The organism is Crossiella sp. SN42 (assembly GCF_023897065.1).
Taxonomy (GTDB): Bacteria; Actinomycetota; Actinomycetes; order Mycobacteriales; family Pseudonocardiaceae; genus Crossiella.
The window spans coordinates 41,599-58,889 of the sequence record NZ_JAMHIV010000024.1 but is presented as its reverse complement, the minus strand read 5'-3'; the positions used below and the strand labels follow the sequence as shown (position 1 = coordinate 58,889).

The 17,291-nt window shown below is 72.8% G+C and carries 13 protein-coding genes; 7 read left to right on the top strand and 6 right to left on the bottom strand.

What is annotated here, in order from left to right:
* Nucleotides 1-45: 45 nt before the first annotated feature.
* Together M8C13_RS27425 and M8C13_RS27420 are read left to right on the top strand one after the other, a co-directional pair.
* Nucleotides 46-1,158 carry a serine hydrolase gene (locus M8C13_RS27425; protein WP_252483593.1) on the top strand — a complete coding sequence of 371 codons (1,113 nt, stop codon included), beginning with the start codon at nucleotides 46-48 and terminating at the stop codon, nucleotides 1,156-1,158.
* Nucleotides 1,159-1,168: 10 nt separating this feature from the next.
* Nucleotides 1,169-1,933 carry an E3 ubiquitin ligase family protein gene (locus M8C13_RS27420; protein ID WP_252483592.1) on the top strand — a complete coding sequence of 255 codons (765 nt, stop codon included), beginning with the start codon at nucleotides 1,169-1,171 and terminating at the stop codon, nucleotides 1,931-1,933.
* On the opposite strand, the gene M8C13_RS27415 is transcribed toward M8C13_RS27420, so the two are convergent.
* The 4 genes from M8C13_RS27415 to M8C13_RS27400 all read right to left on the bottom strand — a co-directional run bounded on the left by M8C13_RS27415 (nucleotide 1,926) and on the right by M8C13_RS27400 (nucleotide 9,648).
* Nucleotides 1,926-2,825, bottom strand: coding sequence for a cobalamin-binding protein (locus tag M8C13_RS27415; RefSeq protein ID WP_252483591.1), 900 nt, complete (start codon nucleotides 2,823-2,825; stop codon nucleotides 1,926-1,928). The genes M8C13_RS27420 and M8C13_RS27415 overlap by 8 nt on opposite strands.
* A 111-nt stretch (nucleotides 2,826-2,936) precedes the next feature.
* Nucleotides 2,937-6,179 (bottom strand): hypothetical protein, encoded by a 3,243-nt coding sequence (locus tag M8C13_RS27410; protein ID WP_252483590.1) that lies wholly within the window; start codon nucleotides 6,177-6,179, stop codon nucleotides 2,937-2,939.
* A gap of 248 nt (nucleotides 6,180-6,427) precedes the next feature.
* Nucleotides 6,428-7,276 carry a hypothetical protein gene (locus M8C13_RS27405; RefSeq protein WP_252483589.1) on the bottom strand — a complete coding sequence of 283 codons (849 nt, stop codon included), beginning with the start codon at nucleotides 7,274-7,276 and terminating at the stop codon, nucleotides 6,428-6,430.
* A 119-nt stretch (nucleotides 7,277-7,395) separates the two neighbouring features.
* Nucleotides 7,396-9,648, bottom strand: a complete 2,253-nt coding sequence (locus M8C13_RS27400) for a translocation/assembly module TamB (protein ID WP_252483588.1) — start codon at nucleotides 9,646-9,648, stop codon at nucleotides 7,396-7,398.
* Nucleotides 9,649-9,748: 100 nt separating this feature from the next.
* Here M8C13_RS27400 and M8C13_RS27395 point away from each other — a divergent pair, with 100 nt between their 5' ends.
* The gene (locus tag M8C13_RS27395; protein WP_252483587.1) at nucleotides 9,749-10,921 is read left to right on the top strand and encodes an AI-2E family transporter; all 1,173 of its coding nucleotides are present in this window, start codon (nucleotides 9,749-9,751) and stop codon (nucleotides 10,919-10,921) included.
* Here the strand turns inward: M8C13_RS27395 and M8C13_RS27390 are convergent.
* Entirely contained in the window at nucleotides 10,918-12,042 is a 1,125-nt protein-coding gene (locus M8C13_RS27390) for a GGDEF domain-containing protein (RefSeq protein WP_252483586.1), read from the bottom strand. The genes M8C13_RS27395 and M8C13_RS27390 overlap by 4 nt on opposite strands.
* Nucleotides 12,043-12,264: 222 nt before the next feature.
* On the opposite strand from M8C13_RS27390, the gene macS reads away from it, so the two are divergent.
* From macS to M8C13_RS27375, 3 genes are read left to right on the top strand one after another with little or no spacing between them, the layout of a single operon-like run.
* A complete protein-coding gene (macS, locus tag M8C13_RS27385; RefSeq protein WP_374213164.1) occupies nucleotides 12,265-13,404 on the top strand; it encodes a MacS family sensor histidine kinase in 1,140 nt (379 codons plus the stop codon).
* A complete protein-coding gene (locus tag M8C13_RS27380; protein WP_252483585.1) occupies nucleotides 13,401-14,072 on the top strand; it encodes a response regulator transcription factor in 672 nt (223 codons plus the stop codon). The genes macS and M8C13_RS27380 overlap by 4 nt, the downstream gene beginning before the upstream one ends.
* Nucleotides 14,073-14,074: 2 nt before the next feature.
* A complete protein-coding gene (locus M8C13_RS27375; RefSeq protein WP_252483584.1) occupies nucleotides 14,075-14,656 on the top strand; it encodes a DUF1707 domain-containing protein in 582 nt (193 codons plus the stop codon).
* 6 nt (nucleotides 14,657-14,662) lie between these two features.
* Here M8C13_RS27375 and M8C13_RS27370 read toward each other — a convergent pair whose 3' ends face one another.
* On the bottom strand, nucleotides 14,663-16,303 hold the full coding sequence (locus M8C13_RS27370; RefSeq protein WP_252483583.1) for a phosphoenolpyruvate--protein phosphotransferase: 1,641 nt from the start codon (nucleotides 16,301-16,303) through the stop codon (nucleotides 14,663-14,665).
* Nucleotides 16,304-16,541: 238 nt separating this feature from the next.
* Between M8C13_RS27370 and M8C13_RS27365 the strand changes: the two genes are divergently transcribed.
* A complete protein-coding gene (locus tag M8C13_RS27365; protein WP_252483582.1) occupies nucleotides 16,542-17,195 on the top strand; it encodes an SdrD B-like domain-containing protein in 654 nt (217 codons plus the stop codon).
* Nucleotides 17,196-17,291: the final 96 nt, after the last annotated feature.

Sequence of the window (17,291 nt, the reverse complement as noted above, 5' to 3'; positions counted from 1 at the left end):
CCCAGCGCTCCTGATCGACGCCCGGCCCGCTGGCACGGTGTGCGCATGGGGAAATGGATGCTGGCACCGGTGGTCGCGGCGCTGCTGGCCGGGCTGGTCGCACCGGCGCAGGCGCGGCCGCACACTTCGGTGCAGCAAGGGGTGGACGCGATCGTGGCCGGTGGGCTGCCCGGCGTGCTGACCGCGGTGAGCGAGCCCGGCCGGGACCGGCTGTACCGGGCCGGGGTAGGGGACCGCCGACGGGGCACGCCGATCCCGTGGCAGGCCGAGCTGCGGGCGGGCTCAATCGGCAAGACCTTCACCGCGGTGACCGTGCTGCGGCTGGTCGCGGCCGGGTCGATCCGGCTGGACGAGCGGGTGGAGACCTACCTGCCGGGCGTGCTGCGCGGGGACGACGAGCACGGACGGCGGGAGATCACCATCCGCCAGCTGTTGCAGCACACCAGCGGCCTGCCCGACTACGGCTCAGCCCTGCCGCAGGGCGCGGACTTCGTGGCGAACCGCTTTCGCGCACACGAGCCGATGCGGCTGATCGGACACGCGCTGGACCGGCCGCAGCTGGACCGGCCCGGCAGGCGCTGGGTCTACGTCAACACCGGATACCTGTTGCTGGGCAAGGTGATCGAGCGGGTCACCGGCCGGCCGTGGGCGGAGGTGGTCACCGCGCAGGTGATCCGGCCGCTCGGGCTGAGCCGGACCTACCTGCCCCGGCCGCACGAGGTCACCCTGCGCGGACCGCACCCGCGCGGTTACCTGGCGGTGGACGGCAGGCTGGCCGACGTCACCGAGCTGGACAGCTCGTACCTGGACGCCTCCGGTTCGGTGGTGTCCACCCCCGCGGAGCTGAACCGCTTCTTCCGCGCGGTGCTCGGCGGCGAGCTGCTGCCGCCGCCGGTCCAGGCGGAGCTGACCACCTGGCGCGCGGGCGGGCCGACCGCGCCGTTCTACGGGCTCGGGCTGGAGCGCTTCCCGCTCTCCTGCGGGGACTACGTGGGCCACGGCGGTGAGATGCACGGTTTCTCCGGACTGTCCGGGGTGCTGGTGCGGCGCGACGGCGGCCTCGGCCGCGCGGTGACCACGCTGGCCACCGGCCGACCTGCCGGTATGCCCGATTTCGCCAGGGTGCTGACGGTGGCCGAGACCGCGTTGTGTGGGTAGGTTCGGCCGTGTGCTGTGGCTGGGACTGGTGCTGCTGGTCGCGGGGGTGGGCGGCTATCTGTACGCGCACCACCTGCGGCGGCACGTGCACGCGCTGATCGCGACCGAGACCCAGCCGGTGGCCGAGCTGGAGGTCTACCGGGGCGCCGCGGCCGAGGTGGCCACCAGCGTGCGCCGGGTGGCCGAGGTGCTGGGTCACGCGGAACCCGGCCCGCACGGCCCGCTGGTCTCCGAGCTGAGCCGGACCCCGTGCGTGTGGCACCGGCACCTGGTGCGCCGCCGGTACCGCAAGGTCTCCACCGACTCCCACGGCAGGCGCAAGGTCAGCGAACACACCGAGACGGTGGCGGAGAACAGCTCCGGCCCGCTGTTCGGGGTGCGGGACGGCAGCGGCCTGGTCTACGTCGACCCGGCTGGCGCCCGGCCGGACGCGCCGGAGCTGGTGATGCAGCGGTTCGAGCCTGCCGAACAGGCGCCGCAGGGCTTCCTGGACCAGCTGCTCGGCCCGTCCCGGCAGGCGGGCACCATCGGCTACGAGTACAACGAGTGGGTGCTGCGGCCGGGCACCAGGCTGTTCGTGCACGGCCAGCTCGCCGACCGCGGCCAGGGCCCGCTGGTCTTCGGCCGACCGGCCAAGGGCCCGTACGTGATCTCCACCCGGAGCGAGGCCGAGGTCAGGGTGGCCAAGAGCCACGACCAGCTGATGTTCGCCTTCGGCAGCCTCGGGGTGTTCCTGATCGGCCTGGCGCTGGTGGTCGTCAAGCTGGTCAGCTGACCCGGCGCGCCTCCGCTGAGGTCACCGGCTCGCCGACCTGGATCCCGTGCAGCACCTGGGCGAGCACCTCCGCACCGCGCACCACCCTCGGTCCCGGCCGGTTGAAGTAGGCGGGCCCGTCCAGCACCCACACCGCCGACGGGGCCACGTCTGTCCACTGTGGATGGTCGGTGAGCAGGTGCAGCTCGGCCTCGGTCCGTTCCGGCGGGAACCCGCAGGGCAGCACCAGCACGATGTCCGGCCGGGCCGCGACCAGCAGGTCCCAGTGCACGGACTTGGTGTGCTCGCCCGCGGTGGCCAGCAGCGGCAGCCCACCGGCGGCCGCGATCTGCTCCGGCACCCAGTGTCCGGCAGGCCACAGCGGGTCCAGCCACTCGATCGCGGCCACCCTCGGTTTCGGCCGGCCGGCCACTGCCGCGCGCACCGCGTCCAGCCGCGCGGTCAGCTCGGCCACCCGGTGCTCGGCCAGCTCGCCGAGGCCGAGCTCCGCGCCCACCAGCTGGATGCAGCCCAGCACCTGGCCCAGCGTGCGCGGCTCCAGGCTGAGCACCTTGGTGTCGGTCTCCAGCACCCGCAGCTCCGCGGCGACCCGGCGGTAGGACAGCGCGCACACCTCGCACAGGTCCTGGGTGAGCACCAGGTCCGGCGCGAGCTCGGCGAAGCGCGCGGTGTCCAGGCCGTACAGCGAGGAGCCCCGGTGCGCGCCGCCGACCGCGGCCGAGATCTCCCTGCTGCTCATCCGGTCCTGGTCGATCGAGCTGGTGGTGACCACCGGCACCGAGGCGACCTCCGGTGGCCAGTCGCACTCGTGCGTGCGGCCCACCAGCTCCGGCGCCTTGCCCAGCACGGCGAGGATGTCGGTGGCCGCGGGCAGCAGCGAGATGATCCGCATACGCCAAAAGGTAGGCCCGGGACGCTGGCTGCGTCCCGGGCCTACCCGAGTTGGTGTTACCGGTCTACGGCCTCCCTGCACCCACTAATGGAAGAGGCCCTGGACCGTTGATCAGACGCCGGGAACCTTCGGCATGGCGGGCACGCCAGGCACGGCGACCTTCGGCAGTGCGGGCACGGCGGGCAGCAGGTTCAGACCCGGCAGGTCCGCCTCACGCGCGCCACCGGGCAGCGCGGGAAGGCCCAGCTTCGGCAGTGCGGGCACGGCCGGCAGCAGGTTCAGACCGGGCAGACCGGCCTCACGGGCGCCACCGGGCAGCGCGGGCACACCCGGGAGGGTGGGCACCGAGACCTTCGGCAGGGTCGGCACGCTCGGCACCAGCCCGCCGCCGGTCAGCCCGGACAGCACGTCGAGCTTGCCACCGGAGACACCCAGCGGTCCGTTGACCGGAGCCGCGGTGCGGCCCTGGGCGCCGGAGAACCCGAAGGGCACGTCGGTCGCGCCGGGCAGGTTCTTGCCCAGCTCCAGGTCGGTCACCGGGATCTGCAGCTCGGCGGGGGCGCCGCCGACCTCCATGTTGGTGGCCTCGGAGGCGTTGGCCATGGCGTTGCCGACGACCTCGACCGGGATGTCGTAGACCTGCGCGACCGCGCCGATCGGGGCGAACAGGTTGAAGCCGGACAGGCCGCCGCCCTCGGACCCGGTGGTCTCACCGGTGCCGCCGACGGTGCTGTCGACCGAGCTGTCGGCCATCGAGTCGGCCACAGCCAGCGCGGCGACGGCGTCACCGAACGGCTGGACCGCCGCGCCCACGGGCACGTTCACGATGTCGCCGGCCACCGAGCCGCCGTCACCGGCGGTGGCGAGGTCGCCACCGGACTCGGTCTCCACCGCGGAGGCGGACACCGCGTCGGCGGTCCCGTTCAGCGAGGCGGCGAGGCCGTTGGCCCCGACGACCGGGCTGAGCGGAGCGGTGACGATGTCGCCACCCAGGAAGCTGCTCACACCGTCGGTCACGGTGGTGCCGCCGGCCTCGGACTCGATGCTGTTGTCGGCCACACCGGAGGTGGTGCCGATCCAGTTCACCGAGTCGCCCGCGACCTCGAGCGCCGCGGCGACCGGCACGGACGCGACGGTCCCGGTCCCGGTGCCCTTGACGCCGCTGGTCTCGTTGTCGCCACCGGCCTCGGAGGTGACCGCGGAGGACTCGGCGCCGTCAGCCAGCACCATCCAGCCCGCGCCGAGGCCACCCACGTTGGTGGGCACTGCCACCGGCACGTCGGCGATCAGGCCGGCCAGGCCGCCCATGTCGCCCGCGGTGGTCTTGTCGCCACCGGCGACCGCGTCGGTGGTGTTCTCCGCCGCGCCGCTGGAGTTGACCAGCCAGCCCGCGCCGACGCCCTCGACCTGGACCGGCCCGGCCGCCGCGGGGGTGATCAGGTTGCCGGTCAGCACGCCGTAGGAGCCCTCGGAGGTGGAGTCGCCACCGGCCACGGAGGACACGGCGTTCTCCGACTCGGCCTCGGACACGACGATCCAGCCACCGGAGATGCCCTGGCCCTGGATGGGCAGTGCGACCGGGGTCTGCACGACGTTGCCGGAGAGGCCACCGTCGGTGCCGTTGCCGGTGACGTCGCCACCGGAGACGACGTCGGCGGTGTACTCGCTCCAGGACTCACCGCGGACGATCCAGCCACCGGAGAGCGCGTTCAGCGTCACCGGGCCGGAGATCGGCGTGGAGACGGCGTTGCCGCTGCCCAGCGCGTCGTCGTCGGTCGCGGTGTTGTCGCCGCCGGCCTCGCTGTCCGTGGTGCTGGTGGACTGCGAGGTGGCGTTGACGATCCAGCCGAGGGACCCGGCCTCGGCGCTGACCGGCACGGCCACCGGCACCTGGACGCCGTCACCGGCGACCAGCGAGTCGTTGCCGCGGGTGCCGATCAGGCCACCGGCGTCGGTGGTGGTGTCGGTGCTGGCGGCGGAGTCCGCGTTGGCGATCCAGCCACCGGAGATGGCGGAAACCTCGGCGGGCAGGGTCAGCGGCGCGGAGCCGATGATGCCGCCGACCAGGGAGTTGTCGCCGTTGGTGAAGGCGTCCCCACCGGCGACCGACTCGGTCACCTGGGTGTGCTGCGCGTCGGTGTTGGACACCCAGCCACCGGAGTTGCCCAGCACCTGGACCGGCTCGGCGATCGCGGCGTCGACGATGTTGCCACCGCCGGTGCTCTCGTCACCGTTGGTCATCAGCATGCCGCCGGTCTGCGCGGTGCTGGTGGAGTCGCTCACCGAGTCGGACAGGCCGCCCCAGGCGAGGGCGTTGCCCGCGACGGTGACCGGACCGGCCACGTTCGGCGTGATCAGGTTGCCGCCGATGCCGCTGTCGTAGCCGGAGGTGACGCTGTCCCCACCCGCGACGGCGTCCGCGGTGGTCGACCCCGTGGCGTTGGAGTTGTTGACCGGGAACACGCCGAGCGCGTTGTTGTTCAGCTCCACCGGCAGCGCGCCCTGGGCGTGGGCGATGTTGCCGCCGAGGGTCGAGCCCTCGCCGTCGGTGTCGACGTTGCCGCCGGCGTCAGCCGCGATGGCCGACTCGTTGTCGGTGTCGGCGACACCCGCCGCGCCGGAGATGGCGTTGCCGGTCAGCTGGACCGGGACGGCCAGCGGGACCACGACGCCGTTGCCGGAGAGCGAGGAGTCCTTGCCCGAGGTCTCGACGTCGCCGCCGGACTGGGCCTCCAGCATGGACACGCTCTGCGCCTCGGCGTGGCCCGCCGCGGCGATCGCGTTGCCCGAGATGAGCACCGGCACCACGCCGTCGACGTCGACCACGTTGCCCGCGATGCTGCCCTTGTCGCCGTTGGTCACGACGAGCTCGGGCTTGCTGTAGCTGTACTCGCTGACGTTCTCGACATCCGCGTCACCGGTGGCGGCGATCGCGTTGCCCTCGATGACCACCGGGATCACGGCGTCAGCGTGGATCTGGTTCGCGCGGAGCAGGTCGGCTTCGCCCAGCTTGGGGGCGTCGTCGGCCTTGGTCGCGGTCTTGCTCTTGCCGCCCAGCTGGGGCAGCTTCACCGACTTGCCCGCCTCGGTGGCGGCGCCACCGAAGGGCAGCTTCGGCAGGATCTTGCGGGTGTCGACACTGATCGCCTCGGAGTGCGCAGGCGGCAGGTCGACCTCACCCAGCGCGGTGCCAACGGCGTTGTTGTCGAGGTGGATCGGCAGGGTCACCGACGCGCCCAGGGGAGTGGACTCGGCGTCGGGGTTCTCGCCGGCACTGGCGACGCCAGTGCCGAGGGCGAGCAGCCCACCGGTGACGAGTACGGTCTTCAGACCGCGCTTCGCCCAGATGTGCATTGTGGATCTCCTTTTGTTGTTCCCCCTGGCGGGAGGGGGAATGGGGTCGGATGGCCGGACGTGAATTCACGTCGGGGCAATCGGCCACCCGGGTCTATGGGGTATTTCCGGCACGCCGAATAAAACTGACGTGCACCGGAATGGCGCGATTTCTGCGACCTACGAGAACGGCGAGCGGAGCGCCGAGAGAAAAACCCCGGCCAGCGCGCCGACCTCAGGAGGAGAGGTCGCTTATCGCGCCGGGGTGGTCAGTCAGGAGTGATGCCGGGCTGCTTGGCCTGCCCGGCGAGCACGCAGTCGGCCGCGGCGGAGTCCACCGGCAGGCCGTGCGCGTTGTTCATCGAGGAGTGCATCGGCAGGCTGCCGCCGAGGGCGACCAGCGCCGCGTCGGTTCCGTCGTGTCCGCACGAACAGGAACCGGGATTGCTGGTCGGCACCGGCATCGGCAACGGGACCAGCGGGAGAAGTGGAAGGCCAGGCTGGACAGGCTGCGGCTGCTGCCGGGGCGCGTCCTCGACCTGGCCGGGCTTCTGCACCGGCGCCGTACTCGGCGCGGGTGAGGGGTGGTGGCGATCGGGCTGACTCGCCGGAGCCGTCGCCGCCGGTTCCACCTTCGCGGACTCGGCGTCGGCGACGGGGGCGCCATCGAAGTAGGCGGCGTCCCTGGCGTACATCCGGGCGGACTGCCCGGTGTTGCTGGTGACCGCCTCGGTCACCTCGCTGAGCACGGGGGCCTGCTCGAACAGCTTGGCCACGTTGTGCACGGCGTCTTCGATCGGGTTCTCGGCCTTGACCCTGCGGATCGCGGGCTGGCTGATCACCGAGGTTGCCTCGCTGATCGCCCTGCGAACGCCCTCGTCCGCGGTGTGGCCGACCTCGCCGACCAGGCCGGTGGCCTGCTCGGCCGAGCCGCTCAGGACCTGCGCGACTGTCCGCACCGGCTCGGTCGCCTGGGGGGCCGGGAGCAGCTCGGCCGCGTTCGCCGAACCCGCCGCGACCAGCCAGCCGACCAGCGCGCCACCGGAGACCAGGAGCGCCCGGGACAGCAGCCGACGCGCTCGGCCACCCCCCGCGACATTCTGGTCCGTACCCGGCACGTGCACGCCTCCGTCTGGAGAATCTTGAGCTGGACAACGCAAAAGATGTCAGACCGAGAAGGCCGCCCGCAAACTCTGCGGCCGAATACCCACTATCGAGTTAATCGGCTCAAGGTGACTCAGTTTCGTTTCAAAACGCGGGTCGCGCCGGCCGCCGCGGTCGAGGCCAGAATCCAGCCCACCGCGGTGAGCACCACGGATATCCACTGCGAGGCCCCGGTGATCCGCCACATGTTGTCCTGGCCGAGGGTGACGATCGGCAGCAGCATGTCCGCGGAGAGCAGCCACGGGTTCCACACCGGGTTCTGGTCGCTGTCCAGGCGTTCGATCGGATACTGCTGCGGCCCCGGGTTCGCGCTGTACATCTCGTTGAACCAGATGCCGCCCGCCGCCCAGAAGACCAGTAACCAGACCAGCGCCAGCCACGGCCGGTAGCCGTAGCCCACGGTGACCTCCTGCAGCAGGCCCCACAGCCGCCCGGCCACGCCCAGCTCGGTGTAGCGGCGGCGCTGCTTCTCCAGCAGCACCCGCTCGGCGCGTTCCTCGTGCCCGCCGTCCCGGTAGACGGTGGCCAGCTGCTCGTAGGGGCCTGGCGCGTAGTCCGGGACCACGGTGCGCAGCCAGCGCAGCCGGGTGCGCACGTCCACGTCAGGGTCGGCCGCGATGCCCTCGTAGGAGAAGTCCTCCAGCTCGACCCCACCGCTGGCCTGCCAGAGCAGCTCGCCGTCGGTGACGGTGACCACCTTGGCCCGGTTCAGGATGACCCGGCCCAGCGGCTTGCGGCCGAAGCGCACCACCAGCTGCTGCGCGGTCAGGCCGTAGGCGTTGAGCGCGATCCCGTCCGGCGCGCTGCCCAGCTCGGAGCCGGTGAAGGTGACCATCTTGCCGACCTCGACCAGCCGGATGCGCACCCCGCCCTCGGCCACCATGCCCCAGCTGCACAGCAGGTCCTTGCCCACCGAGGCCACCCGGGCGTCCAGCGAGGGCTTGATGGTGCCGTCGCCGCGGCGGCGCGGGTCGGTCAGCTTGGCCCCCGAGCAGTCCAGGGTGGAGCCGATGCTGGCGTTCTGCAGCCGGATCGAGCCACGGGCGGCCAGGTCGCGCAGGAACAGGGTGCCGCCGACGCGGAGCCGGTCGGCGAAGAGCACGTCGATGCCGGGCCCGTGCAGCTGCACCCCGGACAGGCTGGCGCTGCCGTGCACGTAGGCGTCGACCAGCCGGACCTGCCCGAAGGCCCGCATCCCGCCCTGCCGCTCGAACCGGCCGTCGGCCAGCCGGACCGCGCGGCCGCGGGCCTCCAGGTCGCCGCGCACCTCGATGCCGTCGGCGAACAGCGCCACCGGGAACCGCTGCACCGGCTGCTTCTCGTGCTCGGCCTCCAGCACGGCCAGCGCGGTCTCCGAGCCCAGGGTGGCGCCGACCATGCGCAGGTAGCCGCCGATGCTGGCGTTGGGCAGCCGCACCGAGCCCGCGGCGGTGAAGCCGTCGTCGAGCTGCACGTTGCCGTCCACGGTGATCCGGTCGGCCACCAGCGAGGCCGAGTCCAGCGCCTGGCCGTGCGGCACGATCGGCACCGGGGAGTCGGTGGTGGAGTCATCGGCCTGCAGGCGGGCGCCGGAGAACACCGCGTCGCCGCCGATCCTGGCCCCGGCCAGCACCACCCGGCCGCTGGCGGTGAACCGGCCGCCGTCGCCGTCGCAGAACAGGTTGCCGGAGACCACGATCCCGGAGCCCTCCAGCGCGTCCGCGCCCGGGTTGCTCAGGTGCGCGCCGCCCAGGTGCACGTTGCCGCTGACGGTGGCCCCGCGCAGCCGCACCTCGCCGGTCGCGCGCAACGCGGTGGCCTGCAACGAGCCGCTGATCCGCAGCCGGGCGCCGAGCAGCGCGTGGTCCTGCGGGCTGCGCAGCACCGCACCGGCCAGCCGCAGGGTGCCGCGCACGGTGGCGTCGGTGAGGTCCACGCAGCCGGTGGCGGTGAACCCGGCCTCCAGCACCAGGTCGCTGTCCACCTGGAGGTTGCGGCCCTTGAGGCCGGGCAACCGGCAGCCGGGCAGGCGCAGGCCGATCAGCTGGGCCATCCGCAGGTCCGGCGCGGTGTCGAAGGTGCACCGGGTCAGCTCGATCAGGGTGCGCACGTCCAGCGCCTCCAGGTCGAGGCAGCCGGTGATGGTCGCCCCGGTGAGCCGCAGTGCGGGCATCCCGGCCGGTTTGAGCCGGTAGAGGCCGGTCAGCAGGCCGGCGAGCAGCGCGGCCCGCACCCTGGTGTCAGGGCTGCCGGGCAGTGGGAGCACCAGCTGCCTGCCGACCGCGAAGGCGCGGCAGACCGCGCGCTCGACCTCGGTGAAGTCCGACGGCTTCGGATAGGGGTCCATTGCCGTTGATCTCACCCGGAGGAGTCCCGATGGGCAATAGACCGCCAGGACGCCCCGCGCGTTCCCCCCATGGCGACTCGGTCACGGCTACCGTGATCGCGTGAGCAGCCGCAGGCAGGTGCCGCCGACTCCGATCCGGCGTGAGGTTGTGGAACAGGTCCCCTACGGGCTCCGGGTGAGCGCGGCGCTGTCCTGGCGCTTCCTCACCCTGTGCGGCGCGTTGGCCGTGCTGGTCTTCCTGGTCGGCTACTTCGCCGGCCTGGTCATCCCGGTGGGCATCGCGCTGCTGCTGGCCGCGCTGATGGCGCCCGCGGTGCGGCAGCTGGTGTCCTGGCGGGTGCCGGGCTGGGCGGCCACCACGATCGTGCTGGTGGGCGGGCTGCTGCTGGTGGTCGGCGTGCTGGTCTCGGTGGTGGCCGCGTTCGTCAACGGCGTGCCCGAGCTCCAGTCCAAGGTGGTGGTCGGCCTCGACCAGATCAAGGACTGGCTGGTGCACGGGCCGCTCCAGCTGACCCAGCAGGACCTGGACCAGTACCTCAACCGGTTCGTGGAGATGCTCAAGAGCAACGTCTCCACCATCGCCACCAACGCGGTGAACACCACGGTGACCACCGCGGTCGGCGTCGGCGAGCTGCTCACCGGCTTCCTGCTGCTGCTGTTCACGCTGATCTTCTTCCTGCACGACGGCAGCAACATCTGGCACTTCATGACCAAGGCGGTGCCGCGCAACGTGCGCGACCGGGTGGACGTGGCCGGTCGCCGCGGCTTCGCCTCGCTGGTCAGCTACGTGCGGGCGACCGTGGTGGTGGCGGTGGTGGACGCGGTCGGCATCGGCATCGGCCTGGCCATCGTCGGCGTGCCGCTGGCGGTGCCGCTGGCCGCGCTGGTCTTCCTGGCCGCGTTCGTGCCGATCATCGGTTCGCTGGTGGCCGGTTCGGTCGCGGTGCTGGTGGCGCTGGTGGCCAACGGCCCGATCGAGGCGCTGATCGTGCTGATCATCGTGATCGCGGTGATGCAGCTGGAGAGCCACGTGCTCCAGCCCCTGCTGCTGGGCAAGGCGGTCTCCCTGCACCCGCTCGCGGTGATCCTGGTGATCATGGGCGGCCTGTCCCTGGCCGGCATCCCCGGCGCGCTGCTCGGTGTGCCGGTGCTGGCGGTGCTCAACGCGGCGATCCGCTCCCTGGTCAACGAGGACGACCCGGACCCGGACTCGGTGGACCCGACCAATCGGGCGGACGCGATCCCCAGCGGTAAGGGCGACGAACCGGCCTAAGCCACGGTGACCAGGTTGCGGCCGGAGCTCTTGGCGGCCAGCAGGGCGGAGTCGGCGGCCACCATCAGCTCCGGCAGGCCGTAGCCGTAGCGCGGTGAGGTGGCCACGCCGATGCTCACGGTCAGCCCGGAGAGCTCGTGCTCGCGGCCGTCGGTGGCGGTGGTGGGCACCCGCAGCTGGGCCACCCCGGCGCGCACCCGCTGCGCGGTCCGCTCGGCCTCGCCTGGCGTGGTGTCCGGCAGCAGCACCACGAACTCCTCGCCGCCGAAGCGGCCGACCAGCTCGCCGTGCCGCACGCTGCCCAGCAGCAGCCTGCCGATCGCGGCCAGCGCGGCGTCCCCGGCCAGGTGGCCGAGCTGGTCGTTGACCCGTTTGAAGTGGTCCAGGTCGAGCAGCAGCAGGGCGGCGGCGGCCTTGCGGTTGCGGGCGCGGTCCAGCGCCTCGCGGGCCAGCCGGTCCCAGTGCACGGAGTTGGCCAGGCCGGTCTTGGCGTCCCGCTGGGCCGAGCGCTGCCACTGCGGCAATTGGGCCGCGCTCTCCAGCAGCAGCAGTGGCGGCGCGGCCAGCAGCAGCCGCAGCGGATCCTCGGCCATGGCCATCGCCATCAGCCCGCCCAGGCACACCGCGACCACGCCGACGGTGACGTCCAGCCGCTGGCCGAAGACGTGCTCCGCCTTGGCCGTCGGGGTGCGCAGCCGCAGGCCGACGGCCACGATCATCGCCCGCACCACCAGCAGGGTGACCCCGGCGGCGATCATGGCGGGCAGGTCGGTGCGCGGGTCGGCCCAGCCGATCACGGTGCGCGCGGCCAGGGTGGCCAGCACGGTGGCCGAGGTGGTGAAGATCCAGTGGTGCGGCCGGTGCCGGGGGCTGAGCGCGCCGTGCAGGGCGGGCCCGAGCATCAGCACCACCAGCAGGTTGCCCGGCAGCGCGAACACCCCGGCGAGCAGGTAGGCCACGTGCACCGCCCACGGGCTGCGCTGGGGTTCCACCCGCAGCGCGCCGACCACGCTGGTGCCGATGACCACCAGGGCGGCGGTGGCCACGAGCATGACGAACTTCGGTAGGTCCTCGGTGCGCGGGGCATGCCCGAGCACCATCAACAGAACCGCGGCGGACACTGCGAAACCGTCAACCACCAGCCAGTACACCAGCGCCGGTCCACGCAGTGTCCACAGTGGCCAGTCGCGCAAGACGGCCTCCCCCATGGTGCGGACACCAAGAAACCCGTGGCGATGCGTAGCCGGCCCCCTGCCGACCGTCACCCCGGCTCAAGGGTGGCACAGATAGTGGCCGTGGACTGCGTCCAAGCGGGGGGATTGGTATGCCGTTGGTGAGGCAGGATGTCTCCCGTGGGAGAGACGGTGATGCCACTGTGGCGCGCGCTGGTGTGGTTGCGCGTGGTCACACTGCTGTTCGCCCTCGGCGGGGTGTTGGTCCACCGCGAGCAGTACGAGCGGGAGTGGCTCGGCTGGGTGGTCTTCGGCGTGATGGCGGCCTGGACCGCGGTCACCGTCTACTGCTACTCCAGGGACAGCGGCCGCCGGACCTCGGTGGTGGTGGCCGATGTGCTGATCACCGCGGGCCTGCTGCTGGCCTGCTGGTTCGTGCACGACCGGGCCTACATGCTCTCCTCGGCGCCAACCGTGGTGACGGTGTGGGCGCCGGGCTGCGTGGTGGCCGCCGCGGTGCTGCACGGGCGCGGGCCGGGCATGCTGGCCGGGGCCGTGGTGGCCGGGATGAGCTGGCTGATCAGGGCCCGCTTCGACACCGACATCGCGCGGGACACCGTGCTGCTGCTCGGGGTCGGCTTCGTCATCGGCCTGGCCTCCTCGGTGGCCAGGCGTTCGGCCGAACAGCTGCACCGGGCGTTGCAGGCGGAGGCCGCGACCAGGGAACGGGAGCGGCTGGCCCGCTCCATCCACGACGGCGTGCTCCAGGTGCTGGCCAGGGTGCGGCGGCGCGGCCGGGAGCTGGGCGGGGAGGCCACCGAGCTGGCCGAGCTGGCCGGGGAGCAGGAGATCGCGTTGCGGGCACTGGTCTCCAGCGCCCCGCCGGAGTCCACTGTGGACGGTGAGGTGGACCTGCGGCCACAGCTCCAGCTGCTGGCCACGCCCAGGTTCCAGGTCTCCGCGCCGGCCACCCAGGTGCTGTTGCCCGCGCACACCGCGGCCGAGCTGTGCGCGCTGACCAGAGAAGCACTGTCCAATGTGGACGAACACGCCGGTGAGCGGGCACGGGCCTGGGTGCTGGTGGAGGACCTGGGCGAGGAGGTCGTGGTGAGCATCCGCGACGACGGCCCCGGCATCCCGGATGGCCGGATCACCGAGGCCGAGGCGGAGGGACGAATGGGCATCGCGCAGTCGATCAGGGGGCGGGTGCAGGACCTGCATGGCACGCTCGCCCTGCACACCGGCGCCGGGGAGGGCACCGAGTGGGAGGTCCGCATCCCGAGGCAGACGAGCAAGGGGGGAAAGCGATGAGCGAGCCCGTCAACGAGCCCAGAGTGACCGTGATGGTCGTCGACGACCATCCGATCTGGCGCGACAGCGTGGCCCGTGACCTGGCCGAACGCGGTTTCGAGGTACTGGCCACGGCAGGCGACGGGGACGCCGCGGTGCGCATCGCGCGCGCGGTGCGCCCGGACGTGGTGCTGATGGACCTGAACATGGGCGAGACCTCCGGCGTGCAGGCGGCCGGGCTGATCACCGCGGAGCTGCGCGAGACCAGGGTGCTGGTGCTCTCCGCCAGCGGCGAGCACGACGACGTGCTGGAGGCGGTCAAGGCCGGGGCCTCCGGCTACCTGGTGAAGTCGGCCTCGGTGGAGGAGCTGGTCGACGCGGTGCGCCGGACCGCGGCCGGGGACGCGGTGTTCACCCCCGGCCTGGCCGGGCTGGTGCTCGGCGAGTACCGGCGGATGGCCACCACGCCGGACGGCGAACCGGCCGCGCCGCAGCTGACCGAGCGGGAGACCGAGGTGCTGCGGCTGGTGGCCAAGGGCCTGACCGCGCGGCAGATCGCCACCCGGCTGGTCATCTCGCACCGCACGGTGGAGAACCACGTGCAGTCCACCCTGCGCAAGCTGCAGCTGCACAACCGGGTCGAGCTGGCCCGCTACGCCATCGAGCACGGCCTGGACGTCGAGGAGTGAGCGTGGACGGAGCGCTGGAACAACGGCGACTGCTGGTCTCCGACGCCGAGCGGATGCACGTGGTACAGCTGCTGGAACGGGCCACCGGCCTGGGCCGGATCAGCCTGACCGAGTTCACCCAGCGCTCCGAGGCGGCGCTGGCCGCGCGCACCAGGGGCGAGCTGAACGCGGTGCTGGTGGACGTGCCCGGCATGGTGCTCAACGAGTCGGTGGCCCGCGGCGAGCTGGTGCTCGGCCACAACGCGATGTCCTCGCTGGAGCGCCGCGGCCGGTGGACCGTGCCGGGCCGGGTGGTGCTGCGCGGCACCGCGGGCAACACCCTGCTCGACTTCACCGAGGCGGTGATCGCCGAGCCGGTGGTCACCATCGAGCTGCACAACGCGCTCGGCGCGACCTCGCTCATCCTGCCGCTGGGCGCCACCGTGAACGTGGACTCGCTGGCCATGACCGCGGGCACGGTCACCGACAAGGTCGGCGGCGGCGACCTGCCCGGCGACCCGCACTTCATTCTCACCGGCGCGGTCCGCTTCGGCTCGGTGGAGATCAAGCACCCGCCGCGGAAGTCCCGGTTCTTCCGCCGCTGAGGCGGTTCAGTGCAGGGCGGCGTGCGCCGCGGTCCTGGCGTGCGCCGGGTCCTTGGCGGCCAGCGCGGCGCGGGCGGCCAGCTGGCAGGCGTCCAGCCGGACCCCGGCCAGCCGGGCGCCGACCTGGGTGAGCGCGGCGTTGTTCATGGACAGGCTGGTCAGGCCCAGCCCGGTCAGCACGCAGGCCAGGTCCGGATCGGCCGCGGCCTCGCCGCACACCCCGGCCGGCTTGCCGGTGGCCGTGGCCGCCTCGCCGACCAGCGCGATCAGCCGGAGCAGCGCGGGCTGCCAGGGGTCGTTGAGGGTGGCCAGCGCGCCGAGCATGCGGTCGGCGGCGAAGACGTACTGGGCCAGGTCGTTGGTGCCGAGGCTGACGAAGTCCACCGCGTCCAGGATCTCCCGCGCGGCCAGCGCGGCGGCCGGGATCTCGATCATCACCCCGGCCCTGGTCACCCCGGCTGCCCTGGCCCGCTCGGCGAACCAGGCGGCCTCCTCGGCGGTGGCCACCATCGGCGCCATCACCGAGACCTCGGCCCCGCTGTCCTCGGTGGCCGCGACGATGGCCTCCAGCTGGCGGTCCAGCACGCCCGCGGCGTCCCTGGCGATGCGCAGGCCGCGCACGCCCAGCGCCGGGTTGGGCTCCTCGACGGTGTTCAGGAAGGGCAGCGGCTTGTCCGCGCCCGCGTCCAGGGTGCGCACCACGACCGGCTTGCCGGCGAACGGGGCCAGCACCGCGGCGTAGGCGGCGCGCTGGGCGGCCACCGCCGGTTCCTCGGTGGCGGAGAGGAAGCAGAACTCGGTGCGGAACAGCCCGACGCCCTCGGCGCCGGTGGCCACCGCGGCCTTGGCGTCCTCCGCCGAGCCGACGTTGGCCAGCACCTTCACCCGGTGCCCGTCGGCCAGCTTGCCCACACCGTTCCACTCCACCTTCGGCGCGCGCTCGACCGCGCGCACCTCGACCACGCCGGCGGGCGCGGTGACCAGTCCGGTGCCGCCGTCCACGACCAGGCCCTCGGTCTCCAGCGCGAGCACGCCGCGGCAGGCGACCACCGCGGGGATGCCCAGCGCGCGGGCCAGGATCGCGGTGTGGCTGGTTGGGCCACCTTCCTCGGTGACCAGGGCCAGCACCAGCTCGGGGTCCAGGCCGGCGGTGTCGGCGGGGGCCAGGTCGCGGGCGACCAGGACGCTGGGTCCGGTCAGCGGCGGCACGCCGGGCATGGGCACGTCCAGCAGGGTGGCCACGATCCGGTCCCGCACGTCGTGCACGTCGCGGACCCGCTCGGCCAGGTAGCCGCCCGCGGCGGCGAGCATGGTGGCGAAGCCGTTGGCCGCCTCGAACACCGCGCGCGGCGCGGGCAGGCACCGGCCGTTGACCAGCTTCTCCGCCTCGGCCAGCAGCGCGGGGTCGGCGGCCATCGCGGCGGTGGTCTCCAGCACCACCCGGCCCTCGCCCTCGACCGTGGCGGCCCGCCGGTTCAGCTCAGCGGCCACCGCCTCGGCGGCCGGGCGGATGCGCGCGGCCTCGGCCGCGGTGTCGCCGGGCGCCGGGCTCGCGGGCGGTTCCGGCAGCGGCTCGGCCACCCTGACCACCGGCCCAGCGGCCTGACCTGGGCTGACTCCGACACCGACAAGCTGAGTCGCGGACATGGTCTAGACCATACCCAAGAACCAGCCGGCCGCACCCCGGCCGGCCGGGGCCAGTTGACCGTGACCCGGATCACGTAGCAGCACGGCCCGCCCTCCTCAACCGAATGGCGCTCCTGGATTTCCTACCGACTGTAGCCGGGCCCCGCGACGGAACAACCCCAATGCGGGACCCCTCATCACACTCGCCTGCCAATAACCTGCCCCGGTCAATTCCGGCAACCGTTCCCAGGAGCAGCGCGTGAGACGACCGACCGGCCTGGCCACGGCCGCCACCCTGGCGGTGACCTGCACGGCTGCCCTCGGCGCCGGATCAGCCGCAGCGGCCGGAATTGACCCCGACGAGGCCACGCCGGACATTCCCGCGAGCCAGTCCGAGCCATTGCCGGAATTCCCCGACCCGGCCCGCCGGGCGCCGAACCACCTCGGCGACTACGTGTGGCTCGATCGCAATCGCCCGCCCCAGGCAGGCCGGTCGTCAGCGGTGAACCGGCTCGGCGACTACGTGTGGATCGACTCCAACCACAACGGCCAGCAGGACGCGCCGGAGCCGGGCGCGCCGGAGGTCACGGTCACCGTGCTCACCGCGGCAGGCGCCGAGGTGACCAGCACCACCACCGACGCCTACGGCACCTACCTGGTGGGCGAGCTGCCGGACGGGGACTACCAGGTGTGCGTGGCACTGAAGAGCCTGCCGCCGGTGGTGGCCGAGCACATGCCGGGACCGCCGCACGCGGGCCAGGACACCGCGGACTCCGACGCCGATCCGGCCACCGGCTGCACCGAGCCGGTGCGGCTCGGGCCCGAGCACCGGGAGGACCGCACGCTGGACATCGGCCTCGGCCGGGACTACGTGTGGGTGGACAAGCCGAAGGGCCGCCACCTCCCCAGATGACGGCCCTTCTCCTGTGTCAGTCGTCCCCCGCCTGACACAACGTTCTCTTCCGTCCACCCCCTCGTCACTGCCCGCGACGGCGGAGCAGGCACCTTG